Origin of the sequence: Sphingomonas cavernae, from assembly GCF_003590775.1 — a bacterium.
GTDB lineage: Bacteria > Pseudomonadota > Alphaproteobacteria > Sphingomonadales > Sphingomonadaceae > Sphingobium_A > Sphingobium_A cavernae.
In genome coordinates this window covers 1,180,038-1,204,672 of sequence record NZ_QYUM01000002.1, presented here as the reverse complement: position 1 = coordinate 1,204,672, position 24,635 = coordinate 1,180,038, and the positions used below count along the sequence as shown (strand labels likewise).

Genomic DNA, 24,635 nt, shown 5'->3' with positions numbered 1-24,635 from the left:
ACATGTCCGAACACGTTCAACGGCACATCGAGCCCGATGACGAGGCCGCGCTGCTCGACTCGATCGATCGCTGGATCGATCGCGACGTGCGCCCCGTCGTCATGCACCACGACCATAACGACATCTGGCCCGCCGAACTCGTCGAGCAGATGAAGGAAATGGGGCTCTTCGGCGCCACCATCGGCCAGGAATATGGCGGGCTGGGATTGCCTGCCACGACCTATGCCAAGATCATCACGCGCGTCTCGTCCTACTGGATGGCGATCACGGGCATCGTCAATTCGCACCTGATCATGGCGGCCGCGGTCGAGCGTTTCGGCACCGAGGCGCAGAAGCAGACATGGCTGCCCAAGTTCGCCAGCGGCGAGATCCGCGGCGGGCTTGCGCTGACCGAACCCGATGCGGGCACCGACCTTCAGGCGGTCCGGACGACGGCCGTGCGCGATGGTGACGACTATGTCATCAACGGCACCAAGACCTGGATCTCCAACGGCATCCAGGGGAGCTGCTTCGCGCTGCTGGTGAAGACCGACACCAAGGCCGAGCCGCGCTACAAGGGCATGAGCTTCTTCATCGCGCCCAAGGGTCCCGGCTTCACCGTCGGCAAGAAGTTCGACAAGCTCGGTTACAAGGGCATCGACAGCGCTGAGCTGATCTTCGACAATTACCGCATCCCCGCCGAAAACCTGATCGGCGAGGTCGAGGGTGAGGGCTTTTTCCAGGCGACCGGCGGGCTCGAGCTCGGCCGCATCAACGTCGCCGCGCGCGGTGTCGGCCTGGCCGAAGGTTCGCTGCGCCTCGCGACCGAATATGCGCAGATTCGCAAGACGATGGGCAAGCCCATTGCGCAGCATCAGGCGATCCAGCTCAAGCTGGGCGAGATGGTGACGCGCGCGGAAGCATCGCGGCTGCTCGTCTCGCAGGCGGCGCAGGCCTATGACCGCGGCGAACGCTGCGACATGGAAGCGGGCATGGCCAAGTTCTTCGCGTCCGAGGCGGCGGTCCGCAATTCCGAAGAGGCGATGCGCATCTTCGGCGGCTACAGCTACTCCAAGGAATATGAGATCGAACGCTATTATCGCGACGCATTGCTGATGTGCATCGGTGAGGGCACCAACGAGATGCAGCGGATGATCATCGCCAAGCAGTGGCTCAAGAGGAACCCGGTGTGACGGCACAGCTCCCACTGGCCGGTTTCCGGATACTCTCTGCGGAACAATATGGTGCCGGCCCGTACGGCACCATGTTTCTTGCGCAGATGGGCGCCGAGGTCATCAAGATCGAGCCGCCCAAGACGGGCGACACCGCGCGCGCGGTCGGCCCGCACTATCTGCGCAAGGGCGAAAGCCTGTATTTCCAGAGCTTCAACCTCAACAAGCGATCGCTGACGCTCGATCTCAACACGCCCGCGGGTAAGGAGATCCTGCACCGGCTGGCGGCGTCGAGCCATGCGATGGTCAACAACCTGCGCGGCGACCTGCCCGACCGGATCGGGCTGACCTATTCGCAATTGAAGGGCGTCAATCCCGCGATCATCTGCGCGCATCTGTCCGCCTATGGCCGCGATAATGAGCGCGCGCGCTGGCCGGGCTATGACTATCTGATGCAGGCCGAGGCCGGCTGGCTGGCACTGACGGGCGAGCCCGATGCGCCGCCGACGCGGGCGGGGCTGTCGCTGGTCGACTTCATGACGGGCACGATCATGACGATCGGGCTGCTCGGCGCACTTGTCGATGCGCAGCGTTCGGGCATCGGCCGCGACATCGACGTCGACCTGCTTTCGGCGGCGGTACACCAGATGAGCTATCCCGCGATCTGGTACATGAACGAGGGGGACGTCACCGCCCGTGTGCCGCGATCCGCGCATCCCTCGGTCACGCCGAGCCAGATGTTCCGCGCGGCCGATGGTTGGGTGTTCGTGATGGCGCAGCTCCCCAAATTCTGGGACGTGCTCGTCAGCCGGATCGGCCATCCCGAGCTGGCGGGCGATCCTCGCTTCGTGACGCCCGCCGACAGGCTGTCCAATCGGGGCGCGCTGACCGACGTGCTCGACGGCATCTTCAGCCAGCAGCCCGTTGCGCACTGGATCGAACTGCTTGCCGGACACATGCCCGTCTCGCCGGTCTATGGGCTCGATCAGGCGCTCGACAATCCGTATCTGCAGACGACGGGCATGATCGACACCGTATCGCATCCCGATCGCGAGCAGTTGCGCGTGCTCGCCAATCCGATCCGGCTGGACGGCGAGCGGCTGCCCAACCGTGCGGCGCCGCTGCTTGGCGCTGACACCGACGCGGTGCTCGCCGAGGCCGGTTTCGGTGCGGACGAAATCGCCGCATTCAGGGAAAAGGGCGTCGTCTGATCCGATGGGGAAGCTTTCGGGCATAAAGGTCGTCGACCTCTCGCAGTTCCTGCCGGGACCGATGCTCTCGGTCATGATGGCCGATCAGGGCGCCGCGGTGATCAAGGTGGAACCTGCCGCGGGCGATCCCGCGCGCGATCAGGCGCCCTTCGAGGCGGGCCAGTCGATCTGGTTCCGCAATCTCAATCGCGGCAAGAAAAGCGTCGTGCTCGATCTCAAAAGCGATCCCGGGCGAGAGGCGCTCTGGGCGCTGATCGACGAGGCCGATGTCTTCGTCGAGGGCTTTCGACCCGGCGTCACCGCGCGACTCGGCTTCGGCTATGAGGCCGTCGCTGCGCGCAACCCGCGCATCATCTATTGCTCGATCTCCGCCTTCGGGCAGACCGGCGCGCTGGCGCATCATCCCGCCCACGACATGGCGGTGCAGGCGGTGGCGGGCTTTCTGTCGGTCAATGACGGTGTCGACGGCATGCCCGTGGTTCCGGGCGCGCCCTCAGCCGACATGGCTGCTGGGCTGACTGCTCTGTCGGCGGTGCTGATGGCGCTGATCGGCCGGGAAAAAAGCGGCAAGGGCGATTATGTCGATATCGCCATGTTCGATTCGATGCTCCCCTGGTGCGCGCACATCGCGGGTGCAGCGATCGGCGGTGGTGAGCCACCGCGCTCGGCCAGCCAGCGTTCGCTGGGTGGTGCCGCCTTCTACAATGTCTATGAAACCGCCGACGCGCGGCATGTCGTGCTCGGCGGGCGCGAGCTGAAGTTCGTCGCCAACCTGCTGGGCGCGCTCGAACGGCCCGACCTTATCCCGCTGGGCAGCGAAGCGCCGGGCGAAGCCCAGGCGCCGCTGATCGCGTTCCTGCGCGAAACCTTCGCCGGGCGGACGCGCGATCAATGGGTTGAATGGTTCGCCGACAAGGATGTCGCCTTTTCGCCGGTTCTCGATTTTCGCGAGGCATTTTCCGAGCCGCATATTGCCGAGCGGGGGCTCGTGGTTGAGGTCGGCGGCGCGCACCATATCGCGCCGCCGATCCGCTTTGCGAGCGATAGGCAATGGGAGCCCAAAGCGGCGCCGGAGCTCGGCGCCGATGGCTGACGCCTCAGTTATCGACCTCGATATGCATGGTGTAGGCGAAGCGGTCGCCGGGGTGATGGCTCGCCGAAATCTCGATGATGCGCCCGGTGGCGTCGAGATAGCAGCGCAGGATCCGGAGGCACGGGCTGCGGCGCGGAACGCCCAGCTCGGCGGCGACGGGGCCGCTGGCGGGAACGGCCTGTATGTCCTGCGTCACACGCGCGATCTTGACGCCGGAGAGGCGTTCGAGCTGACGGAAGATCGTGTCCTCATTGGGACGAATCTCGCGCGCAGCGGTTTCGAGATCGGGGTGGATATAGGCATCGGTCAGCGCGATCGGCTCGGCCTGGCCCTGACGCGTTCTGAGGCCGCGGAAATGGTACCAGCGACCACTCACAGGTTCGGCTATGTGCGCCGCCATCTTCCTGGGCAGCAGCGTCGTGCCCTGCGCGGTGAACAGATATTTCGTGTCGCGCGCATATTGAAGGATCTCGCCGACGTTGGACAGCGGCTGGTGCAGCGCGCCGCCGCGCGCCGAGGCAGGCTGGATCACGGTGCCCGAGCCGCGTTTGCGCTGGATCAGGCCTTCGGTCTGCAGCGAGCGCAGCGCCTCGCGGACGGTGAAGCGGCTGACGCCGTAGCGTGCGCACAACACGCTTTCGGTGGGGAAGTGCGCGGGATCGGGATAGTCGCCGCGCAATATTCCCGCGCGCAAATCTTCGGCAAGTTCCTGATAGCGCGGCTTCTTGCCGCCATTTCTCGTGGCCTTCTGAACTGCAGCCGACAAAATTACGCTCCCCTGTCAAGTCGTTACGCTTCGGAGTTCTTCCGATGAGCGCGGTCAATCATAGCGTAACCGAACGGCTTGCACAGCATCTGCAACGTCCGATAGAAAATATTGTACGGACAAGATCGCGGTTGCATCTGCTTGACTGGCTTGGCTGTGTCGCGGGCGCAAGACGTTCGGAAATTGCCCGAATTCAGGGGCGATTGAGCGGGGACGCGGCAGGCAAGGCCGCGTGGCTTGGCAACGTGCTTGAAATGGACGATGTCCACCGTGCCGCCATCCTGCACCCCGGGCCGGTCATCTGGCCTACCGTACTCGGCGTCGGAACAGACTCGCTCGACGAAGCGCTCGATGCGGGCGTGCGTGGTTATGACGCAATGATCGCGATCGGTTCGATGCTCGACGGCCGGCACTATGCCTATTGGCACAACACGGCGACGGCCGGCGGCTTTGGCGCTGCGACTGCGGCGGCATTCAGGCTCGGCGCGAGCGAGACGCAACTCGTCTCGGCGCTTGGGCTGGCCGGGTCGGTAACGGGCGGCTTCTGGCAGATGCGACATGAGCCGGTGATGGCCAAACAATGGCATCTGGCGCATGCGATGACGACAGGCAGCGCGGCAGCGCGGCAGGCGGTGGCGGGCGTCACCGGACCGCGGCTCATCTTCGAGGGACCGCAGGGGCTATTCGCCGCAACCTGCGACGCGCCCAAACCACTGGACCTGCCCGAAGAATGGCGGATCGGCGAGGTGAGCTTCAAGCCCTGGGGCGCATGCCGCCATGCGCATCCGGCGATCGACGCCGCGCTTGAACTGAAGGCGAAGGGCGCGCTTGAGGGGCCGGTTACGGTTTCGACCTACCGTGACGCACTGGTCTTTTGCGACCGGGCCGATCCGGCGAACGTGATCGAGGCGAAATTCTCTCTCCAGCATGCGATCGCGATCGTGATGGAGCGCGGCGTGCCGCAACTCGCCGACTTCGAGCCCGAAGCGATTGCGGCGTTGGCCGAGACGCGCGCGCTGGTGAGCGTCATCGAGGACGAGCAATTCACGAACGTCTATCCCGTGCATTTCGGAGCGGGCGTCTCGACCGATCTGGGCGCGGTCGTGCTTGCTGATGCGCTTGGCGATCCTGAGCGCCCCCTTTCCGAACAAGGCGTGATCGAAAAGGCGCGCGCGCTCATGGCATGGGGCGGAGTCGACGCTGCCGCGATGGAGGACGCGATCCGGATCACGCTCGAAGGCGATCGTGTGTCCGACATCACCGCGCTTTTGGAGGACTGGCTGTGAGCGCGACAGGGCGTATCCTCGACTTCGCGCGCGCGGAACACCGACTTCTGCCCGAGGTGCGCGATGCAGCGATCCATCTGCTTGGCGATACACTGGCCACGGGCGCTGCGGGATCAACCGCGCCGGGTGCCGATGCTGTCCTGACCGCCGCGCAGGGGTGGGGGCAGGGGAATGATGCGCGCATAATCGCGCGCGATGTCCGCCTGCCCGCAGCGGGCGCGGCCTTCGTCAACGCCTTCCAGATCCATTGTCTCGAATGGGACGCGGTGCACGAGCCCGCGGTGGTGCATGCGCTCTCGACCGTCACCGCGTCGGTGATGGCGGCGATCGACCGGCGCGGCGGCTGCGATCCTGACGAGGCGCTCGCAGCGCTGGCGGTGGGCGTCGATATCGCAAGCGGCCTCGGCATTTCGGCGACGACGCCGCTTAGCTTCTTCCGCCCCGCAACCGCCGGCTGCATCGGATCGGCGCTCGCGGTGGCGCGGATCGACCGGGTCGAGAATTTCGAGGACGTGCTGGGGCTCGCTTATTCGCAATGCGCGGGGACGATGCAGGCGCATGTCGAGGGCTCGATCGCACTGCCGTTGCAGATCGCGGGCGCTGCGCGTGCGGCGATCGCGGCGGTCGACCTCGTGAAGGCGGGGCTGACCGGCCCGCACGATGCGCTCGAAGGGCCTTTCGGCTATTTCAGCCTGTTCGACGAGGGCGATCCTGCGGTCTATGCCGACGCGCTCGGCAGCGTGTGGCGGATCGCCGAGGTTAGTATCAAGCCCTTCCCGTCGGGCCGTGCGAGCCATGCGGTGCTGGCGACGCTCGACACGCTGCTGCGCGAAGGCGCGGTCGATGCCACGTCGGTTTCGAAGATCGAGGCTTTCGTGCCCCCGCTGATCCAGCGGCTCGTGGGGCGACCGCTCAAACCGGACATGACGCCCGCCTATGCGCGGCTGTGCCTGCCGCTGCTCGTCGCGCTGATGCTCACTGACCGCCGCATCGATCCGCGCCGCTTCACGCCCGCCACCTTCGCCGATCCCGCGATCGGCGCGTTGGCGGCGAAGCTATCGATCACGCTCGACGGCAATGGCGACCTCAACGCGCTGTCGCCGCAGAGGCTGGTGGTGACGCGCACTGACGGTTCGGTCGTCGAACGCGTCATCCCCAATACGCTCGGCCATCCGCAGGCGGCGATGAGCCCCGCACAGACCGACACCAAACGCAGCCTCGCGCGCGAACTTGCCGCGAGCGAGCCCGATCCGCGCCTGTTTTCAGATCCGCTTTCCTATTTCACACGTCCGGAGCCAGCATGACCTTCCCGACCTATTTCGAAGCCTTTGACGCCAAGCAGATGCTCCAGGACTATCCGGTGGGCGATGCGTTCACCGCGCGCTACACCGCGATGAGCCGCGACGAACTCCACGCGCTCCAGAACGAACGCTTCCTGAAGCTGATGAAGCGCGGCTGGGAGATCCCCTTCTACCAGCGGCTCTGGGGTGCGAAGGGCATCGAGGCGGGCGATATTCGCGGGCTTGAGGACATCACAAAACTCCCCGTCTACGACAAGACCGACCTGATGGCCTCGATCGCCGATCATCCGCCCTATGGCGATTTCGGCGGACTGGGCGGCGCGGACCGCGCGCCGACGATCTTCCACACCACATCGGGCACCACCGGTCGCCCGCAGGCGTTGCTGTTCGGCCCCAGGGGGCGCGAGATCACCAATTTGCTCGTCGGGCGCATGTATCGCTGGCAGGGCGTCAGCCCGTCGGATGTGGTGCAGTCGGTCTATGGCCACGGCATGATCAATGGCGGCCACTATATCCGCGAGGCGGTGACGCACTTCACCAACTCGATCTTCCTGTCGGCGGGCACGGGGATCGAGACGCGCTCGATCAACCAGGTCGGGCTGATGGCGGATTTCAACGTCTCGGTGCTGGTCGGTTTCATCGACTATATCCGCAAGCTCGCCGAGGTCGCCGAGGCCGAAGGGCTGCTGGAAAAGATCAACATCAAGATGATCTGCGGCCATCTGGGCACCGAGGATCGCGCCAGCGTCGAAAAAGCATGGGGCGGGGCCAGGGCCTATGACTGGTACGGCGTGGGCGATACCGGATCGATCGCGGGCGAAGGCCCTGAACGCGACGGCCTCTATGTCTGGGAAGACGCGCAGTATCTCGAATTGCTTGACGTCGATACCGGCGCTGCGGTTGGCGCGGGCGAGACGGGCGACATGGTCGTCACCTGCCTGTTCAAGGACGATATCGCGCCCTGCATCCGCTTCAACACGCACGACATCACGCATGAACTGACCGGCGCCAACCAGACGGGCATGGTCTTCAAGCGCATCGCGGGCTTCAAGGGCCGCAGCGACAATATGGTCAAGCTGCGCGGCATCAACGTCTTCCCGCACGCGATCGGCGCGCTGATCGAGAACCGCGCGGACCTGACGGGCGAATATGTCTGCCACCTGTCGCGCGACGCGGCGGGGCGTGACGATATGCGCGTCACGCTGGAAAGCCGTGGCGGCACCGACGAGGCACAGGTCGCGGCGATGCTGCGTCAGGGGCTGGGCGTGGAAGTCTCGATCGCGATCGTGGGCGTGGGCGAGACCGCGTCGGCGACGCAGATCGACGTGCGCCAGAAGCCGATCCGGCTGATCGACGAGCGCAAGCTGTGATCCCATTGCACCGGCTCGACATATCCGGGCTGCGTGCAGCCTATGCGGCGGGCGAGACGACGCCCGCTGCGGTGGTCGAACATTATCTGGCGCGGATCGACGCGCATGACGCCGCGATCCATGCCTATGTCGAGGTCGATCGCGACGGCGCGCGCGCGGCCGCCGAGGAAAGCGGCCGGCGGATAGCCGACGGCACTGCACGGCCGCTCGAAGGCGTGCCCGTTGCGGTGAAGGCGAACATCGCGGTTAGCGGGCTCGACTGGAATGCGGGCATGGAAGCGCGGCGCGGGATCACCGCGGCCGAAGATGCGGAGGCGGTAAGGCGGCTGCGCGCAGCGGGCGCAATCATCCTCGGCACGCTCAACATGCATGAGGCCGCGCTGGGCGCGACCACCGACAATGCCTGGTTCGGGCGCACGATCAATCCGCATCGCGAGGGCTATACGCCCGGCGGTTCTTCGGGTGGCAGCGGGGCTGCGGTGTCCGCGGGGCTGTGCGTCGCGTCGCTCGGCACCGACACGATGGGCTCGGTCCGCATTCCTGCGGCCTATAACGGCGTCTACGGCATCAAGCCGACGCATGGCACGATCCCCGATGCGGGTCTGGTACCCTTGAGCGAATGGCTCGACAGCATCGGTCCGATCGCAAGGTCGATCGACGATCTGGAAGTCGTGCTCGCGGTTCTGGCGGAGCCCGCCCCGGCGACATCGATGCTGACCCGGCTGGTGTTGCTCGACAGCTTCGACGATCTCGACTGCGAACCCGCCGTGCTCGATGCGTATCGGCGTGCGCTGGCGTTGCTCGAGGACATGCCCAGGACGGCGCTCACGCTACATGACACTGCTGCGGACGTACGCTTTGCAGGCTTCGTCGTCGCGGCGCGCGAACTGATCACCCATCTCGGTGCCACGCGCACGGAAACAGCCGATCGCCTGTCAGACGAACTTCGATTCATGCTCGACTATGCAGACAGCCGTTCCGACGCGGACGTTGCGCGTGCCGAGACGATCATTGATCGGACGCGGACGCGCGTACGCGATGCCATGGGCAGCGACGGCGTGCTGCTGATGCCGACTGCGCCGCAAGCGGCATTCCGGCACAGCACGCGACCGCCCGCCAACCAGTCGGCCTTCACGGCCTTCGCCAATATCGCCGGCCTGCCCGCGATCAGCATTCCGGCGGGGCTCGACGACGACGATTTGCCCGTCGCGGTGCAGCTTGTCGGCGCACCCCATAGCGAGGCCGCGCTGATTGCGCTGGCCAAGAAGCTCGACGCCGGCCTTGCCGGTTTCGTGCCGTCCCCCTTGATGTGAATGAAGATAAGGAGAGCCCAATGCGGATCATCGTCCTGTTCAACCTGAAGCCCGACGCCGATCCCGCGGCCTATGAAAACTGGGCGCGGACGACCGACATTCCCGGCGTCAACGCGCTTTCCTCGGTCAAGGATTTCCAGGTCCACCGCGCAACCGGTGTGCTCGGCAGCGACGCGGCGTCGCCCTATGCCTATTTCGAGGTGATCGACATCATCGACATGGCGGCCTTCGGAGCCGACGCGTCGAGCGAAGCGGTGCAGAAGGTTGCCGCCGAATTCCAGCAGTTCGCGGACAATCCGCAGTTCATCCTGACCGAGACGCTGTGATGCGCCGCTTCCAAGGCAAGACGATCGTCGTCACCGGATCGGGCCGCGACAAGGGGTTGGGGCAGGCGATCCTGCAACGCTTTGCCGACGAGGGCGCGAATTGCGTCGTCTCCGATCTCGGCAAGCCTGCAGAGCATATGGGCGCGAGCGACATCGGCACCACCGACGAGATGGAGGCGGTGGCCGCGGAGCTGCGCCAGCGCGGCGCGAAGGTGGCGGTGATCCCGTGCGACGTGCGTTCGGAGGAAAGCTGCGAAGCCTTGGTCGCCAGGACGATAGAGGCATTCGGATCGCTCGATATCTGGGTCAACAATGCGGGCATCGGCTATATCATGAAGCCGCTGCTGGAGACGACGTCGAGCGAATGGGAAGCGGTGATCGGCGTCAACCTGTCGGGCGCCTTTTACGGCACCAAGGCGGCCGCGAAGGCGATGATCGCCGCCGGCAAGGGGGGACGCATCATCAATATCGCGAGCCAGGCGGCCAAGTCGGGCTTTCCGCACATGGCACCCTATACCAGCTCCAAGCACGGCATGGTCGGCCTCACGCGCTCCAACGCGATCGAGCTGGGGCAATATGGCATCACCGTCAACGCGGTCTGCCCCAACCATGTCACCACCGGGCTCGGCGCGAAGCAGAACGAATATTTCTCGAAGCTGCTCGGGTTCGACAGTGTCGAGGCATACATCGAAAACTTGAAGCGCAAGAACCCGATGGGGCGCCCGGGTCTTGGCAGCGACACCGCGGCCGCCTGCGCATGGCTGGCGTCCGACGACGCAGTTTACGTGACCGGCGAGGCGCTGAACGTCTCGGGCGGTGAGGAGATGCACTGAGCCCCTTCCATGTCATCCCCACGAAAGCGGGGATCCATGGACACGGAATTTTCGGGCGACAGCGGCGCAACTGGATTCCCGCTTTCGCGGGAATGACAGAATGAGGAATTTGGCGAACATGCAGGAAGAACGGATCGACTGGCCCAACGACGCGAAGCTCGCGCTGTCGGTCGTCGTCAATGTCGAGGAAGGGTCGGAAATGACCGTGGCGCGAGGCGACCGCGGCATGGAACCCGTTGACGAGCTCGGCATCCATATCAAGTCGCCGATCCGCAATTACGGCAATGAGTCCAACTATCTCTATGGCATCAAGGCGGGCGCGCCGCGCGTTGTGAAGCTGCTCCGTGATTACAACATCATGGCGAGCTGGACCGTTGCCGCGCTGAGCCTCGAAAACCATCCCGAAATCGCCGCCGCCATCGCCGAGCTGGGGCATGAGCCCGTCAGCCATGGCTGGCGCTGGGTGCACCAGTTCAAGATGGACGAGGCGCAGGAGCGCGAATTCATCCGCAAGGCGGTGACCTCGATCGAGAAGACCGTCGGCGTGCGCCCCTATGGCTGGCTGAGCCGCTATTTCCATACGGACAATACGCGGCGCCTGCTGATCGAGGAGGGTTTCGCCTATCATATGGACGATTATTCGGGCGACGTGCCTTTCTGGGATAAGCAGACGGTGCCCGGAAAGCCGATCGCGATCGTGCCCTATCAGCTCGATTCCAACGACATGAAGATGTGGACCGACCCTGCGATGACGCCGACGCAGTGGCTGGAATATGCGAAGAACTGCTTCGACCAGCTTTATCGCGAGGGCGAGGCGGGCAATCCGAAGATGATGTCGCTGGGCCTTCACCTCCGCATCATTGGCCGCCCGGGCCGTATCTGGGCGCTCGAGGAATTCTTCCGCCATGTGACCGCGAAGAAGGATGTGTGGATCACTACGCGCCACCAGATCGCGCAGCACCTCGCCAAGGTCGATCCGGCATGAGCGTCCGCCTCGAAAAACAGGGTGCGATCGCGCATTTGCTGATCGATCGCGCGGCCAAGCGCAACGCCTTTACGCAGGCGATGTGGGAGGCGCTGCCCGAGCTGCTCGCCGATGCGATGGCGGATGATGCGATCAAGGTCGTGATCCTGCGCTCGGCCGAGGCAGGCACCTTCTGCGCTGGCGCGGACATTGCCGAGTTCGGCGAAGGCGCGCTCGACCCCGAATGGCGCGCGAAGAATCAGGATGCGATCCGCCGCGCGCAGCACGAGCTGGCGCGCGCCGAAAAGCCGGTGATCGCGGCGATCGACGGCGATTGCGTTGGCGGCGGCTGCGGGCTTTCGATTGCATGCGACCTGCGCGTCGCGTCCCCGCGCGCGCGCTTCGGCATCACGCCGGCGAAGCTCGGCCTCGTCTATTCGCTGCACGACACCAAGCTGCTCGTCGATCTTGTGGGCCCGGCACAGGCCAAGCGCATTTTGTTCACCGCGCAACTCCTGCCCGCCGAGGAGGCGCAGCGCATCGGGCTGATCGAGATACTCGACGAGGATCCAGTTACCGCCGCCACAGCATTGGCGGGCACGATCGCGACCGCCTCGTCGCACAGTGTGCGCAACACCAAAAAGATCGTCCGCCGCATCCTCGACGGTCAGGCTGATGACAATGCCGAGACGCACGCGCTGTTCGCGTCGGCTTTCACCGGCGAGGATTTCAAGGAGGGCGTCTCGGCGTTCCTCGAAAAGCGCAAGGCTGAGTTTCGTTAGGGCAGCATCCTCCGCTCATCCTGAGGAGCCGTTGAGCGAAGTCGAAACGGCATCTCGAAGGACGCACGGTGCTTGATCCTTCGAGAGGAGGCTTCGTCAAGCTCAGCCTCTCCTCAGGATGAGCGGGTGGTTTGATGGTGTTGGAGGCACAAATGACTGACTATCTGACGCATGGCCGGATCGCGGGCGGGGTGATCTCGACCCCCGATCTCGACGCGGCGTTGGCCGATTATCACGGCTGTCTCAGCCTGAAGCTGGTCGAACAGGGGACGCTCGACGCCGATCTGGCCGCAAGCTGGGGGTGCCCCAAAAGTGCCGGCGCGCGCTTCGCGACGCTGGAGCCTGAAAGCGGTGCGCATTGCTTCATCCGGCTGGTCGAGGCACCGCTGCCCGACGACTTCAAGCCGACGCGCACCTATGGCTGGGCGGCCTATGAGCTGACCGTCAAGGACGTATTCGGCTGGCCCGACCGACTTCAGGGCAGCGGCTTCGACATTGTCGGCCCGCCCAAGGCGTTGGAAGGACTCCCCTACTTCATCCCAATGCAGGTGACGGGGCGCGGGCGCGAAATGATCTATCTGAATGAGGTGGCGGAGAACACGCCGACCTCGGACCTGCCCAAGGCGGGATCGCTCACCGATCACATCTTCATCGTGATCCTGGCCACCCCCGATCGCGAGGCGAGCCTGAAATGGTTCGAACAGGCGCTCAAGCTCGACATCTCGTCGAGCTACACGCTCGCCTATTCGATGATCAACAACGCCTTCGGGCTGGGCAGCGACTATCGCACGACGCTCACGATGGTGCAGAAAGGGCGTCTCCCGATCATCGAGGTCGACGATTATCCCGACGAGGCGACCGTACGCCAAGGCGACCCCGAGATGCTGCCGCCGGGCAACGCGATGATCACGCTCGCGGTCGACAATCTCGATGCGCTCGACGTGAGTTTCATCACGCCGCCCGTGCGCCGCGAGGGACCGGTCTATGGCGGGCGCCGTACGGCCACCGTGCGCGGGCTTGCGGACGAACTGATCGAGTTGATCGAGATCGGAGGCTGAATCCCGGCACGCCCCAGCCGTTTCGCCGATAGTTCAGGATGGCCGGGTCGTGTCGTCCGTCCTGGCCTCCAGCAGCGTGCTGTGCGTGACCTGCCCGCCCTGTGTGCGGACGATTGCCATTCGCTTGTACGGCTTCAGGCGGAAGGGCGGCTCGTCGCTGAGCGGCGGGGGATCGGCAATCAGGATAAGCGCGTCGAAGGCGCCGCGCGCATCGCGCAACTGCTGGAGGATCGCCAGCAGTTCGCGCGGGGTGGTGCGTGTGCCGCCCTCGCTTTGGGGATCCTGCGTCTCGATGATCCGGTGCAGCGCGTCCACGATGTCCAGCGTGGGATTGCCCGCTTCGGGTGACGTCGCGAGTGGCGTAGCGCGCGCCCCAGCCAGCGCAAGGAAGGGGTCGATCGCGCCGGGACCGAAGATGCGTTCGATGTTGGCGAGCGTCACCCCGTCGAGATTGGTCGTACGGTTGCGCGCATTCCTGATCGTTCCCGCGGAACAGCCGATCCGATCAGCAAATGCGCCATCGCTCAGGCCATGTTGTTGCTGGATGCGCCGGACGACGGTCGCCACCGCCTCGCGATATTCCTCGTTGGTAAGCCGTGATGCGGCGGGCGTGGGCATAAGGCACTCCGAAGGACCGGCGACTTAAGGACAATGCCCGTCACGCGCATGGCGCGCAACACTATGTGCTTTTGCGGCACGCCGCGGCCAAGACCTTACGCAATCGGCTTCCTAGATGGAAAGCCGGACAAGAGCCGGGCCGGGATGAACCTGATTTCTTGTCGCGCGGCGATGCGCCGTGCGGCCGCGATATCCGGATTGGCCGCTGACGGATGAGTTGGCCCGCTCATCGGCGCAACACGGATACGCAATGCCTATGGACTATGATCGCCGCAGTTTTCTGCTCTCGTCAATCGCGGCTGCGGGCTCAGCCCTGCTCGTTTCCTCATCGGCCTCGGCGACGGCGGAGACTTTGCTGCAGGAACCGGTGACCCCGCCATTGCCGCCCGTACCGCCGGTGAACGGCGCGTTGGCGCCCAGGGGCGTGCATCCGAACCTTTTCGCCGCCGCCAAGGGCGCGCTCGACCGGCATGTCGGCCGCGTCCAGCGCGATCGCATCGGCATCGTCGATTTCGCATCGCCGTCGTCACAGCCGCGCTTTCATCTCGTCGATCTGGGGAGCGGTGCGACAACCACGTTGCTCGTCTCGCATGGCAGCGGATCCGATCCCGGCCACAGCGGCTGGCTGGAGCGTTTTTCCAACGTGCCCGGTTCCAACGCGTCGAGCGAAGGCGCGTATCTCACCGGCGACTATTATGTTGGTAAACATGGCCGGTCGCAGCGGCTGATCGGGCTCGATCGGAGCAACGACAACGCGCTGGCGCGCGCCATCGTGGTGCACGGCGCCTGGTATGCTGAGCCGACAATGATTGGCAGGACGGGCAAGCTCGGCCGGAGCCAGGGCTGCTTCGCGGTCGGCGACAACCAGTTGCGGCAGGTTTTCGACCATCTGGGACAGGGGCGGCTGATCTATGCCGCCAAAATGACCGACCGGGTATAGGCGAATGGTGCCGGCTTCAGGCCGGCACCGTCGCGCCTCAGGGCAGCAGGACCGTCGAGCCCGTGGTCTTGCGGCCCTCGAGATCGATATGCGCCTGCGCCACATCCTCAAGCGCATAGCGCTGGCCGATGGTGACCTTCACCTTGCCCGTGCGCAGCATCTCCCACAGCCGCGCGACGCCCGCCGCGCGTTCGGCTGGCTCGGCGTAATAGTGGTAGAGCATGGGGCGCGAATTGTAGAGCGAGCCCTTCATAGCGAGCACGCCCAGATTGACGCCGCCCACGGGCGCGTCGGCATTGCCATAGTTCACGATCAGGCCGCGAATCCCGCAACTGTCGAGCGAGGATTCCCAGGTCGACATGCCGACGCCGTCGAACACGACGCGCACGCCCTTGTCGCCGGTCAGTTCGCGGACGCGCCTGGCGGTGTCCTCGCTCTGATAGAAGACGATATGATCGGCGCCCGCAGCGCGCGCCTCGGCGGCTTTCTCTTCGGTGCTGACGGTGCCGATCACCGTCGCGCCGATGGCCTTCAGCCACTGGACGAGGATCAGGCCGACGCCGCCCGCCGCGGCATGGACGAGCACGGGCCAGCCCGGCTGCACCTTCGCGCAGCGTTCGACAAGGAATTCGACAGTGCAACCCTTCAACAGCGCGGCGGCGGCGGTTTCATCGTCGATATCGTCGGGAATGTGGAAGAGCGAGGCTGCGGCGATGTTGCGTTCGCTCGCATAGGCGCCGCGCTCGGGCCCGAAATAACCGACGCGCTGGCCGGGGGCGAAATCGGTGACGCCTTCGCCCACCGCCTCGACCACGCCGACACCCTCGACGCCCAGCTCGGCGGGCAGTTCGACGGGGTAGATGCCACGGCGGTGATAGGTGTCGATGAAGTTCAGCCCCAGCACGGTGTGCCGGATGCGCACCTCGCCCGCGCGCGGGGCGGGGAGGTCGACGTCATGAAAGGCGATGACCTCGGGGCCGCCCGTGGTCTCGATTCTCGCAATGCGTGCCATTGTCAGCCCTCCTTACCAGGTCTTGCCACCGACCCAGTCGCCGGCTGCCGCGTTGAACGCGCGGACTTCGATATCCGACCAGATGTCGGCCTTGAAATAGGGATCGGCTTCCAGCAGCGCGCGTGCCTCCGCTTCGCTCTCCGCCTTCACCACGAGCAGCGAACCCGTGAAATTGCCATCCGCGTCGCGCAACGGACCGGCGACCGCAAGACGGTCGAGACCCGCCTCGATATGCGCGAGATGCTCCTTCAGTTTTTCGATGCGTGTGGCCGTGGCGCCGGGCTTGTCGCGGGTAATGATGGCATAGAGTTTGGACATGTGGGGTTCCTCGATCGTGGATGAAAAAGGGGTCAGGCGGTGATGGCGGGCGCTTCGATCAGGACGACCTGACATTCGCAGATGCCCTCACGCAGCGTGCGTGCCTCGCTATATTCGGGAGAGTTCCAGAAGGCGAGCGCGGCCTCCTTGCTGGGCCATTCCGAGATGACCACCGAACCGCCGTCACCGAAATTGCCCTCGAGAAGCTGCGCTCCCGGCGCGCGCATCCGGTACTTTCCGCCAAATTGCTCGAGCAGCGCGGCCGCCTTTGGCGCGTAGCCCGCAAGGAAGGTTTCGCGATCGGAAATGGTGGCGGTGACGATCAGATAGGCGGGCATTGAGGCTCCGGAGTTATGCGGTGTGGAGACGAAAAGAGGAACGGGCCGCGCGGTTGATGGCGCATCCCGTTCCCTCCCAATTCACGTCAGCGGCCCTCAGAAGGACTTGCTGACGGTGATCCCGAACTCCGCCTTGCGCGCGGGGGTGATGCCAAAGGCACGGGCATAGTCTCCCGTCGGCGTACGTGGCGCGGGGAAGTCGAGATAGCGCAGGATGCCGATCGGGGTCTCGTCGCCCAGCACATTCTTGCCATAGACGGTAACGCGCATCCCCTGATCGTCATGCACGCCGAACTGCAGGTTGAGCTTGGTCGAGTTGCCGCTTTCGGCAAGGTTGAGCACCTGCGCATAATAGCTGCTGCGATAGATCACGTCCGAGCCCGCGAAGAACGTCCAGTCGTTGCCGACATCGTGCTGGAAGCGCACGCCGAGCGTACCCGTGTGCTTGGAGACCAGCGGCGGACGATTGCCCGCGATCGACGCGGCCTCGCGGCAGCCGGGCAGGTCGAGATTGACCGCAGTGCCCGTCTTGCACGAGCGCCCCATCAGTTGGAGCGCCTTTTCGGCCTCCACGCCCTCGCGGATCTCGGCATCGAGGAAGCTGTAGTTGAACTGGAGCTTCAATATGTCGCCGACGAGCGGAAGCTGGCCGTCGATCTCGATGCCGCGGATGCGCGTCCGGCCGATATTCACGCTGTACGAGTCGACGATATTGCCCGCGATATAGGTGTTGGTGAGCACCTGGTTCTTATAGTCCTGCCAGAAGGCGGCGAAGTTCAGGTAATCGAAGCCGAACTTCGACGTCTTCATGCCAATCTCGTAGTTGATCAGCTCTTCCTCGTCATAGGTCGGGTCAGGCGCGCTCGCCTTGTTGAAGCCGCCCGGCGAGTTGCCCTGCGAATATTGCGCATAGAAGGACAGGTCGTTCTGCGGCTTCCAGTTGACGGTGATACGCGGCAGCGTCGCCTTGAAGGTCGCCTTGCGCGTGCCTTCGACGCCAACGATCTGGTTCGGATTGGGCCTCGTCACCGTCGCCAGATAGGCGGCGTCGAACACATCGCCGACGCGGTAGGACGGCGTGTCACTGTATACCTTGTCGATCTGGTGGCGAAGCTCGGCGCCGATCGTCACCGTGCTGCTGACGTCGAAATCGATGCCCCCGAAGAAGGCGGTGTTCTTCACGCGCTTGGTATCGTCGAGCAGCTCGGGGCCGACCTCGTTCAGCTCGAGATATTCAGTCATGCCGCGCTGTTTGTCTTCGCTGTAGAAAGCGCCAAGGCGCCAACGGAAGCGGTCGTCGCCGGGTGAAGTCAGACGGCCTTCATAGGTCTGCGTCTTGCGCCGAATGCCCGTCGTCGCCTCGAAGCTGGACTTGCGGCAATCCTGGTTGGGCAGCGCGAAGAAGGGCGGCCTGCCGCACGATGCCTGCGGCAGGAAATAGAATCCGCGATCGTCATAGGTCTGGTCGACGCCGTTGACCTCGGTCAGGTCGCTATACCCCGCCTGGAGCGACGCTTCGTAGCCCGAACCCGCGATATCCCACGAGATGTCGCCGATAAAGCGGTCGGCGTTGCGATAAAGGCCCGGCCGGACAAGGCGATCGGTATTGATGCCGAAGCTGTCCATGGGCTGGACGACGCCGCAATAATAGGGGCGGGTGGTGAGGAAGCAGTTGTTCGCGCTCGACCGCTGAAGGCCGATCGCGAAATGGCTGTCATCATCCTCCTGATGCAGCCAGCGCACCGAGGCGCTGATGTCCGCAGTCGGATCGAAGAACAGGCCGGCGGTGTATTGTCTGGTGTTCTGATCGCCAAGGCGTTCGCCCGGCACCGCCGTGTTGCGCCACTGGCCGTCGATATCGAAGAATTTGACGCCGGCCTGAAAGCCGATGCCGTCGATGATCGGACCCGAGAGTGCGGCGCTCAGTTCGCGGCGATCGAAATTGCCGATCGTGCCCGAAACGCGGCCCTCGAACTCGTCGGTCGGGCGTTTGAGCACAACGTTGATCGCGCCGCTCAGCGTGCCGCGGCCGAACACCGCCGACTGCGGCCCCTTGATGACCTCGACGCGCTCGATATTCGCGAGGTCGAGCGATGAGAAATCGCCGAGATAGGGCGCGCCATCGAGGAAAATCCCGACCTTGCCTTCGCTGAACAGGATATTGGACGCGCCGCGCATCACGGGGCGGTCACCGTCGCGACCAAAGGCTTCCTGGATCTGGAAGCCGGGGGTGAAATCGGCGAGGTCGGTGATGTCCTGCGCCATCTTGTCCTGGATCGAGGCGCCGTTGAATGCGCTGACCGCGATCGGCACGTCGAGCAGCGTTTCGGCGCGCTTGCGCGCCGTCACGACGATGGCGTCGCCGCTATCGACCTCTTCAGTGACATCGTCGGGTGCCGACTGCGCCAGGGCGGGCGCGCCCGCAAGTGTCAGTGCCGCTCCGGAAAGCAGCCAGGCGAAGCTATATGTCGAGAACCGTGAACGTCGCATTTCGGATTGTCCCTCCCCTCAGGCGCGGCCGCAGCCGCAAGGTGGCGGCGACTTTGGAAGGTTAAAAATATTTGTCCAGACAAATATTGATAATATGTCCGGACAAATATAGCAATTTCATTCGAAATCATGGGAACGTGTTGTATAAATCACGCACAATCATCTGCAAAGAATTGGCGCCAAAATATATGGCGCGTAACCCGCGCGATCCGATGTTGGCGTTTGCAGCGCATGCGCCGCCTCAATGCCCGCGCCTGGGCGCCTCGGGCGGAGCGGTCTTGCGGCGTTCGTCCGCCCATTTCATGAACACCGTCCAGGTCGTCTCGTTGGGGCGGGCATCGCCCGCGGGCGGCGCCTGGGTGTATGCGGGATAGTTCACCGCGATCTCGTCGGGCATTGGCTTTACCTATTTGGCCTCTTTACCCTGCATATGGGCGATGATGGCCTTGCGCTTCGCGGCGTCGGACTCTCCGGCAAAACCCATGCGGTTGCCCGGGACGATCTTGTTGGGGGTGGCGATGAAGGCATCGAGCGTATCGGGAGTCCAGGTGATGCCGCTGCCCTTCATCGCACTGGAATAGGAGAAGCCCGCCTGGCGGCCCGCGGTCTTGCCGATGACGTCGTGCAGATTGGGACCTGCTCGCTTCGCGCCACCCTTGTCGAAGGTATGGCAGGCGGCGCAGCGCGCGACGGCGTCTACGGGACCGGTGGCCTTTTCGCCACCGCAACCGGCGAGCGTGAGCGCTGCGAGCGCGACCGTGGAGACGGGGATGATTTTCATGGGAACGGTCCTTGGGAAAAATCTCAGGCGAAGCCGAGCACACCGGGGTTCATCAACCCCCTGGGATCGAGCGCCTGCTTGATAGTGGCGAGCAACGCCTCGGGCGCGGGCGAGAGCGCCGCGCGGAAAGGATAGGTGCGGCCGATCTGGTTGGATGCTGCGCCCAGGCTGCGGAACAACGCCACCGTCTCGTCGCGCAGGCGATCGACGAGCGCGCGCGCCGGCAGGTTGGGCGCCGGCTCTTCCAAGACCGCCAGATGCGCGGGCTCGGGCGCTGCACGATGGAGCGGATGCCAGCTATCCTGCCAGTGAAAAACAGGCTCGAAGCTGAAACAGTGATTGGCGAGCGCGGACACCAGCCGTGTGCAGGTCACGCCATGCGCGCCCATTTCTTCGGCATGTGGCGCGATCATGGCGTCGAAGGCGGCGATCAGCCTGCGCGCCTCCGAATGCGCGACCTTGCCGTTGAGCGCAGCCCAGCGTCCGCCCGTGGGGCCGAGAACGCCATTCAGATTGGCGAAAAGTTCGGCGCGCGCGACGCGCGGAATGGTGGGCGCAACAGCGCTGCCGCCCCAGCGCGCGGCGATGCGATGCACCTCATCCAGATCGGCCTCGACCGCGGCGGCGCAGCGGCCCGCAGCGGTCAGGTGCAACGAATAATAGCCTTCGGGTATGAAATCGGTGCCGCCCTTGGCGAGCGCGGCGAGGGCCTTCACCGCCTTCAATGCGCCGCCCGCCTCGCGCGCGACCGACACTGCGGTCTTCGCGATCGTCGTGGCATCGGCATGCACGGCGCCCGCGGCGCTGGGATCGAGGATATAGACTTCTTCTGCCAGATCAACGCGCGCGATCTCACACAGCGCGTCTGCGGCGGCTTCGAGCGTCGCGAAGGCGAAGCTCGCATAGCCCTGCTCGGCGGGCATGCGGATCAAGCGTAAGCTCGCTTCGGTCTTGATGCCGAACATGCCGCCGTCATGCGTAAAAAGGCCGGTGAGATCGGGGCCGAAGCCGCGGAGGATGGGCTTGCTGGGCACGGCAAGTGCGCCTTGGCCAGTGCGCAGCAAGCTGCCGTCGGCGAGCGCAACCTCGAGCCCCAGCACGATCTCGGCCGCCGAGCCGTAGCGCGCTGACCCGAAGAACAGCGCGCCCTGGCCGAGCCCGCCGCCGACGGTGGCTCCGGCGCCCGAGAAGGTGCCGATAAAGGGGAGGCGCAGCCCCTTGGGCTTCAACGCATCGTTGATCTGCTTCCAGGTGACGCCCGCCTGGACGGTGATCGTCATGTCCTCCTCGGCGATGTCGAGGATGCGGTCGAGCCCGCGCATATCAATTGCGATAGCGCGCGGCGTGGGCGACGCATAGCCGCCCGTGTAGCTCAGCCCGCCGCCGCGCGGGATGACGGCATAGCCAAGCGCAGTGGCGACCGAGACCGCCGAAGCCACGCCCGCCGCATCGCGCGGGCAGACAATGGCTGCGGGCCGTTCGCCGGTCACGTGGATGTCATGCGATGCCAGCGCCAGCGCGGCATCGTCGGTACGGACGGCATCCGCACCGAGCGCCGCGACAAGCGCCTCGATCACATCGCGGTGGCTCATGCAGGCTTCCAGATGCTGATCACCGTGATCGCCGCGATGAACACCCAGAGCAGCAACAGCACCGAGGTCGCGCGGACATAGGTGCGCTTGATGATCGCGTTTGTCTCGTCCGTCGGCCCTTCACGCGCCATTACCGCCCAGGTGCGGAAGTGCGCGATAAGCGCCAGCCTGATCCCCACCCCGCACATCATCACGCAGGCGAACAGCGCGAGCTTCCAGCGCAGCCATTCGGGCATCGGCCATGCGCCGCCGATCAAACCCATGGCGGTTCCCACCAGCGCAGCCATCAGCACATAGCGCGAGCCGCGATCGATCGCGCCAAGCGTCTTGCCGATGCCGCTGTGACGCAGCCGATGCACCAGCTCGACAAAGCCGAACCAAAGTGCGCCGAAAACGCCGAATCCGATCGCGGTAGACTCGCCGCCGGGGATATAGCCGTAGAGTGCAGCGATGGCGGGGCCGAGGCTTGCCTGCAGAACGAGCGCATAGCGGACATGCTGATCGACATGCATCACATGCTCCATCAGCCGCGACCGCTCTTCAAAGGGCATGTGGTCGCTGTAGGAGACATAGCGATAGGTGCTGTTGATCACGAATTCGGAGCCGAGCCAGTAGCCCAGCACCGCAATATGCGCGGCGAGCAGCCAGGGCGCGATCATGCGATGGCCCCCATCCGGTCATAGGCGGTCAGTTCATAGGCGGTCTGCATATAGCCGCCGACCGCCGCCTTCAGCAGCACATAGTCGCCGTCATCGGTGCACCACAGGTCATAGGGCGGATGTTCGAGCAGCAGCCCCGGAATATCGGTGAAGCGGAAATGAAGCGCGTCGAACTTGCCCGCCGCCACCTTCAGCGTCTCGCGCCCGACGAACTCGATGGCGAGGTCGATCGGGAAGAGCATCGGGCCAGTCGCCCCGCGATGGTCGGGCGAGGAGAGCAGGATATTGCAGAACACCTGCACGCCCGGCCCATGCGACAGGTCGTAGAGGCTCAACAGGAAGCCGTCATTGACCATCGCATGATTGCCGAAGGCGACAAGCGGCGCCTTGAGCTCCATGCGCTGCGAGACGCGCCCCTCGACCGTGGTCATCGCCTCACATTCGGCGATCGTGTCCGAAAAGCGGAACCAGCCCGAACCGCGGAACTCGCCGCCCACCGCGATCCGCACGAAGCTTTCCTGTGGACGGCCATCGGCACCGAGGCGCAGGTTGACATCGCGCACCACCGCGGGAGCATCGTCGATCTCGCCATGCGCCGCGATTGTCCGGCAGCCATCGGTATGGAAGTCCATGCGGAAATGCTCGCGGCCGCGCCCCTGGCCCATGCGTTCGGGCATGGTGCTGGTATAGAGGATCGTGCCGGTTACGCTGCGGGTTACGCCACTCATTTCCAGACACCCTTGTCACGCAGATAGCGCCCGGCGTCCTTGAGGTCGCCTGGCAGATAATTGTCGAAAAGATTGGGCGGGAAGCGCGGATTATAGCCGTTCAGCACGTCCATATAGAGTTGCGGATGGATCGTCGGCTGGCGGTGCCGCGCACGGAAGACACCGATCGGGATGCGCGCCATCACCAGCGTCTCGTTGGGCGATTTGGCGATCGCCATCGCCTCGCCATCGGGACCATAGATCGCGGAGCCACCGGCATTGGTGTCCTCGAAAAAGGGCGAGCCCGGCGAGATCGCGTTGTTGGCGACCGCGGTGTAGACGCCATTGTAGAGCGAGGTCGCGGCGATGTCGGTGGGGACGAAGCCCCCCGTCGCGGTGCGCAGGATCACCTCTGCACCCTTGATCGCCAGCGCGCGGAACAGTTCGGGTTCGCGCTGGACCGAACTGGTCGCGACGTTGCCGATCGGGGTCCGGATCACGGGCAGGATCGCGTCGCGCCCGTACATTTCGACGAAACGGTCGAGCACGTCGTAGATCGTCGTCGTGAACAGCTCGATCTCGCCGCCGAACACGCCCTTAATGTTGCGTGCCTTCCAGTCGCGCGCGAGGATGCTGCCGTCTGGGCCGATCACCGTGGTGATCGACAGAGCATGGCCCGGCCAGTCGGGATCGCGCGCATAGGATCCGAACACGACATAGATGCCGTATTGCTTGGCCTTTTTCGCGATCTCCTCGGTCTCGACGCCCGGGATCTCGATCGCGACCTTGAGCACGTCCTTGCGCGTCCAGCCCGCGCCGAAGCCGGTGATCGGGAATTCGTGGAAGAATATGAGGTCGGGACCTGCGCCGAACGCGAAGGCGGCGTCGATCAGGCCAATCATGTGATTGAGATTCTCGCGCCGGCTCGCTTCGACGCGCGCGAGGTCGACGGGCATCGAGCGTGCCTGCGCCACGCCCAGCGTCCAGCTTTCCTTCACCAGCGGCACGACGGGGTAGCGGCCATCGGGGTTGATGCGGACGTCGGCCTTGGAGTGCTCAGACGCTGCAGCGGTCTCGCCCGAAACGCCGAGCGCGGCGGTAAGGCCAATGCCTCCCGCCGCACCCAATAGCGACCTGCGTGAAAGCGCCGCCTCGGTCATAGCGCCGCCCTGGGGCGGTAGCTGTAATAGCTGGGATCATCGTACGCCTGCCAGTCGCGCGAGATCCGGTTCTCGTTGATCACGGTACGCTGGAAGAGGCGGCCCTTACGATACCAGTGCCAAGTGCGGTTCTTGGCCTCGCCATCCTCGGTGACGGTGATCATCTCGTAATAGCGGAAGTCGGGTTCGTGCGTCCGCGTCCAGCCGACCATGATCGTCCGGTTGGTCTCGTCATAGTTGAGCGCGCCGACGAAACCGTCGATCAGTTCGTTCCTGATCCACACGCGATCGCCCTGAAAAATGCCGTCGAAATAGCGGATTTCCTGGGTGCCGTCGGCCCAGGTGTAGATATTGGTCTGGCTCAGCTTCGCAACACCATCGGGCCCGTCGGTCAAACGGCAGACGAGCCGCGATTTGTGGCGGTCGATGATGTTGTGATCGGCGTCGAGATGGACATATTCGCCCTCCCATACACCCGCCTGGTCTGCGACGATCGGCTGTTTTTCGGTAATGATCTGCATGTGCCCTCGCTCTTGCTGCACCGATCATTGCGCAGCGGCGGGCTT

The 24,635-nt window shown here is 64.7% G+C and carries 26 protein-coding genes; 13 read left to right on the top strand and 13 right to left on the bottom strand.

Annotated elements, in window-relative coordinates; translation table 11 throughout:
• The first annotated feature begins 2 nt into the window (after positions 1–2).
• From D3876_RS05920 to D3876_RS05910, 3 genes are read left to right on the top strand one after another with little or no spacing between them, the layout of a single operon-like run.
• On the top strand, positions 3–1,172 hold the full coding sequence (locus D3876_RS05920) for an acyl-CoA dehydrogenase family protein (protein WP_119760298.1): 1,170 nt from the start codon (positions 3–5) through the stop codon (positions 1,170–1,172).
• Positions 1,169–2,362 carry a CaiB/BaiF CoA transferase family protein gene (locus D3876_RS05915; RefSeq protein ID WP_119760297.1) on the top strand — a complete coding sequence of 398 codons (1,194 nt, stop codon included), beginning with the start codon at positions 1,169–1,171 and terminating at the stop codon, positions 2,360–2,362. Before D3876_RS05920 ends, D3876_RS05915 begins: the two co-directional genes overlap by 4 nt.
• Positions 2,363–2,366: 4 nt before the next feature.
• Entirely contained in the window at positions 2,367–3,455 is a 1,089-nt protein-coding gene (locus tag D3876_RS05910; protein ID WP_119760295.1) for a CaiB/BaiF CoA transferase family protein, read from the top strand.
• A gap of 4 nt (positions 3,456–3,459) precedes the next feature.
• On the opposite strand, the gene D3876_RS05905 is transcribed toward D3876_RS05910, so the two are convergent.
• Positions 3,460–4,221: a GntR family transcriptional regulator gene (locus D3876_RS05905; protein WP_119760294.1), complete on the bottom strand. Its 762-nt coding sequence runs from the start codon at positions 4,219–4,221 to the stop codon at positions 3,460–3,462.
• Positions 4,222–4,424: 203 nt separating this feature from the next.
• Here D3876_RS05905 and D3876_RS05900 point away from each other — a divergent pair, with 203 nt between their 5' ends.
• The 9 genes from D3876_RS05900 (at position 4,425) to D3876_RS05860 (ending at position 13,454) form a co-directional block, all read left to right on the top strand.
• Positions 4,425–5,507 carry an MmgE/PrpD family protein gene (locus D3876_RS05900; RefSeq protein WP_182911886.1) on the top strand — a complete coding sequence of 361 codons (1,083 nt, stop codon included), beginning with the start codon at positions 4,425–4,427 and terminating at the stop codon, positions 5,505–5,507.
• Positions 5,504–6,811, top strand: a complete 1,308-nt coding sequence (locus D3876_RS05895) for an MmgE/PrpD family protein (protein WP_119760291.1) — start codon at positions 5,504–5,506, stop codon at positions 6,809–6,811. The genes D3876_RS05900 and D3876_RS05895 overlap by 4 nt, the downstream gene beginning before the upstream one ends.
• Positions 6,808–8,178 (top strand): phenylacetate--CoA ligase family protein, encoded by a 1,371-nt coding sequence (locus D3876_RS05890; RefSeq protein WP_119760289.1) that lies wholly within the window; start codon positions 6,808–6,810, stop codon positions 8,176–8,178. Before D3876_RS05895 ends, D3876_RS05890 begins: the two co-directional genes overlap by 4 nt.
• Complete coding sequence (locus D3876_RS05885) at positions 8,175–9,491, top strand: amidase (RefSeq protein ID WP_119760287.1); 1,317 nt, start codon at positions 8,175–8,177, stop codon at positions 9,489–9,491. Before D3876_RS05890 ends, D3876_RS05885 begins: the two co-directional genes overlap by 4 nt.
• A gap of 20 nt (positions 9,492–9,511) precedes the next feature.
• Positions 9,512–9,817 (top strand): REDY-like protein HapK, encoded by a 306-nt coding sequence (locus tag D3876_RS05880; protein ID WP_119760285.1) that lies wholly within the window; start codon positions 9,512–9,514, stop codon positions 9,815–9,817.
• Positions 9,817–10,650: an SDR family NAD(P)-dependent oxidoreductase gene (locus D3876_RS05875; protein ID WP_119760283.1), complete on the top strand. Its 834-nt coding sequence runs from the start codon at positions 9,817–9,819 to the stop codon at positions 10,648–10,650. Before D3876_RS05880 ends, D3876_RS05875 begins: the two co-directional genes overlap by 1 nt.
• Before the next feature lie 100 nt (positions 10,651–10,750).
• Positions 10,751–11,635 (top strand): polysaccharide deacetylase family protein, encoded by an 885-nt coding sequence (locus D3876_RS05870; RefSeq protein WP_238475262.1) that lies wholly within the window; start codon positions 10,751–10,753, stop codon positions 11,633–11,635.
• Positions 11,632–12,396 (top strand): enoyl-CoA hydratase/isomerase family protein, encoded by a 765-nt coding sequence (locus tag D3876_RS05865; protein WP_119760279.1) that lies wholly within the window; start codon positions 11,632–11,634, stop codon positions 12,394–12,396. Before D3876_RS05870 ends, D3876_RS05865 begins: the two co-directional genes overlap by 4 nt.
• 152 nt (positions 12,397–12,548) lie before the next feature.
• Entirely contained in the window at positions 12,549–13,454 is a 906-nt protein-coding gene (locus D3876_RS05860) for a VOC family protein (RefSeq protein ID WP_119760277.1), read from the top strand.
• A gap of 33 nt (positions 13,455–13,487) precedes the next feature.
• Here D3876_RS05860 and D3876_RS05855 read toward each other — a convergent pair whose 3' ends face one another.
• Positions 13,488–14,072 (bottom strand): XRE family transcriptional regulator, encoded by a 585-nt coding sequence (locus D3876_RS05855; protein ID WP_119760276.1) that lies wholly within the window; start codon positions 14,070–14,072, stop codon positions 13,488–13,490.
• Positions 14,073–14,328: 256 nt separating this feature from the next.
• Between D3876_RS05855 and D3876_RS05850 the strand changes: the two genes are divergently transcribed.
• Positions 14,329–15,012 carry a murein L,D-transpeptidase catalytic domain family protein gene (locus tag D3876_RS05850; protein ID WP_119760274.1) on the top strand — a complete coding sequence of 228 codons (684 nt, stop codon included), beginning with the start codon at positions 14,329–14,331 and terminating at the stop codon, positions 15,010–15,012.
• A 37-nt stretch (positions 15,013–15,049) separates the two neighbouring features.
• On the opposite strand, the gene D3876_RS05845 is transcribed toward D3876_RS05850, so the two are convergent.
• The 11 genes from D3876_RS05845 to D3876_RS05800 form a co-directional block, all read right to left on the bottom strand.
• A complete protein-coding gene (locus D3876_RS05845; protein WP_119760273.1) occupies positions 15,050–16,024 on the bottom strand; it encodes a quinone oxidoreductase family protein in 975 nt (324 codons plus the stop codon).
• A gap of 12 nt (positions 16,025–16,036) precedes the next feature.
• Positions 16,037–16,342, bottom strand: coding sequence for a YciI family protein (locus D3876_RS05840; protein ID WP_119760271.1), 306 nt, complete (start codon positions 16,340–16,342; stop codon positions 16,037–16,039).
• Between the two features lie 32 nt (positions 16,343–16,374).
• On the bottom strand, positions 16,375–16,680 hold the full coding sequence (locus D3876_RS05835) for a DUF1330 domain-containing protein (RefSeq protein ID WP_119760270.1): 306 nt from the start codon (positions 16,678–16,680) through the stop codon (positions 16,375–16,377).
• Between the two features lie 96 nt (positions 16,681–16,776).
• Positions 16,777–19,170, bottom strand: coding sequence for a TonB-dependent receptor (locus D3876_RS05830; protein WP_119760268.1), 2,394 nt, complete (start codon positions 19,168–19,170; stop codon positions 16,777–16,779).
• Between the two features lie 241 nt (positions 19,171–19,411).
• Entirely contained in the window at positions 19,412–19,567 is a 156-nt protein-coding gene (locus tag D3876_RS20390; RefSeq protein ID WP_182911885.1) for a hypothetical protein, read from the bottom strand.
• Positions 19,568–19,576: 9 nt separating this feature from the next.
• Positions 19,577–19,951, bottom strand: a complete 375-nt coding sequence (locus tag D3876_RS05825; protein WP_119760267.1) for a c-type cytochrome — start codon at positions 19,949–19,951, stop codon at positions 19,577–19,579.
• Positions 19,952–19,974: 23 nt separating this feature from the next.
• Positions 19,975–21,543, bottom strand: a complete 1,569-nt coding sequence (locus D3876_RS05820; protein WP_119760265.1) for an FAD-binding oxidoreductase — start codon at positions 21,541–21,543, stop codon at positions 19,975–19,977.
• The gene (locus tag D3876_RS05815; RefSeq protein WP_119760263.1) at positions 21,540–22,202 is read right to left on the bottom strand and encodes a hypothetical protein; all 663 of its coding nucleotides are present in this window, start codon (positions 22,200–22,202) and stop codon (positions 21,540–21,542) included. Before D3876_RS05815 ends, D3876_RS05820 begins: the two co-directional genes overlap by 4 nt.
• Entirely contained in the window at positions 22,199–22,930 is a 732-nt protein-coding gene (locus D3876_RS05810) for a DUF3108 domain-containing protein (RefSeq protein WP_119760262.1), read from the bottom strand. Before D3876_RS05810 ends, D3876_RS05815 begins: the two co-directional genes overlap by 4 nt.
• Positions 22,927–24,069 (bottom strand): nitrilase-related carbon-nitrogen hydrolase, encoded by a 1,143-nt coding sequence (locus tag D3876_RS05805; RefSeq protein WP_119760260.1) that lies wholly within the window; start codon positions 24,067–24,069, stop codon positions 22,927–22,929. Before D3876_RS05805 ends, D3876_RS05810 begins: the two co-directional genes overlap by 4 nt.
• A complete protein-coding gene (locus tag D3876_RS05800; RefSeq protein WP_119760258.1) occupies positions 24,066–24,590 on the bottom strand; it encodes a DUF3598 domain-containing protein in 525 nt (174 codons plus the stop codon). The genes D3876_RS05805 and D3876_RS05800 overlap by 4 nt, the downstream gene beginning before the upstream one ends.
• Positions 24,591–24,635: the final 45 nt, after the last annotated feature.

Excerpts from the sequence above, each read along its gene's own strand:
- D3876_RS05820 (WP_119760265.1), bottom strand. The coding sequence starts at position 21,543 with ATGAGCCACCGCGATGTGATCGAGGCGCTTGTCGCGGCGCTCGGTGCG.
- D3876_RS20390 (WP_182911885.1), bottom strand. The coding sequence starts at position 19,567 with ATGCCCGACGAGATCGCGGTGAACTATCCCGCATACACCCAGGCGCCG.
- D3876_RS05845 (WP_119760273.1), bottom strand. The coding sequence starts at position 16,024 with ATGGCACGCATTGCGAGAATCGAGACCACGGGCGGCCCCGAGGTCATC.
- D3876_RS05870 (WP_238475262.1), top strand. The coding sequence starts at position 10,751 with ATGAGGAATTTGGCGAACATGCAGGAAGAACGGATCGACTGGCCCAAC.
- D3876_RS05830 (WP_119760268.1), bottom strand. The coding sequence starts at position 19,170 with ATGCGACGTTCACGGTTCTCGACATATAGCTTCGCCTGGCTGCTTTCC.
- D3876_RS05880 (WP_119760285.1), top strand. The coding sequence starts at position 9,512 with ATGCGGATCATCGTCCTGTTCAACCTGAAGCCCGACGCCGATCCCGCG.
- D3876_RS05850 (WP_119760274.1), top strand. The coding sequence starts at position 14,329 with ATGGACTATGATCGCCGCAGTTTTCTGCTCTCGTCAATCGCGGCTGCG.
- D3876_RS05815 (WP_119760263.1), bottom strand. The coding sequence starts at position 22,202 with ATGATCGCGCCCTGGCTGCTCGCCGCGCATATTGCGGTGCTGGGCTAC.
- D3876_RS05835 (WP_119760270.1), bottom strand. The coding sequence starts at position 16,680 with ATGCCCGCCTATCTGATCGTCACCGCCACCATTTCCGATCGCGAAACC.
- D3876_RS05855 (WP_119760276.1), bottom strand. The coding sequence starts at position 14,072 with ATGCCCACGCCCGCCGCATCACGGCTTACCAACGAGGAATATCGCGAG.
- D3876_RS05910 (WP_119760295.1), top strand. The coding sequence starts at position 2,367 with ATGGGGAAGCTTTCGGGCATAAAGGTCGTCGACCTCTCGCAGTTCCTG.
- D3876_RS05920 (WP_119760298.1), top strand. The coding sequence starts at position 3 with ATGTCCGAACACGTTCAACGGCACATCGAGCCCGATGACGAGGCCGCG.
- D3876_RS05860 (WP_119760277.1), top strand. The coding sequence starts at position 12,549 with ATGACTGACTATCTGACGCATGGCCGGATCGCGGGCGGGGTGATCTCG.
- D3876_RS05800 (WP_119760258.1), bottom strand. The coding sequence starts at position 24,590 with ATGCAGATCATTACCGAAAAACAGCCGATCGTCGCAGACCAGGCGGGT.
- D3876_RS05805 (WP_119760260.1), bottom strand. The coding sequence starts at position 24,069 with ATGACCGAGGCGGCGCTTTCACGCAGGTCGCTATTGGGTGCGGCGGGA.
- D3876_RS05825 (WP_119760267.1), bottom strand. The coding sequence starts at position 19,951 with ATGAAAATCATCCCCGTCTCCACGGTCGCGCTCGCAGCGCTCACGCTC.
- D3876_RS05890 (WP_119760289.1), top strand. The coding sequence starts at position 6,808 with ATGACCTTCCCGACCTATTTCGAAGCCTTTGACGCCAAGCAGATGCTC.
- D3876_RS05865 (WP_119760279.1), top strand. The coding sequence starts at position 11,632 with ATGAGCGTCCGCCTCGAAAAACAGGGTGCGATCGCGCATTTGCTGATC.
- D3876_RS05875 (WP_119760283.1), top strand. The coding sequence starts at position 9,817 with ATGCGCCGCTTCCAAGGCAAGACGATCGTCGTCACCGGATCGGGCCGC.
- D3876_RS05810 (WP_119760262.1), bottom strand. The coding sequence starts at position 22,930 with ATGAGTGGCGTAACCCGCAGCGTAACCGGCACGATCCTCTATACCAGC.
- D3876_RS05840 (WP_119760271.1), bottom strand. The coding sequence starts at position 16,342 with ATGTCCAAACTCTATGCCATCATTACCCGCGACAAGCCCGGCGCCACG.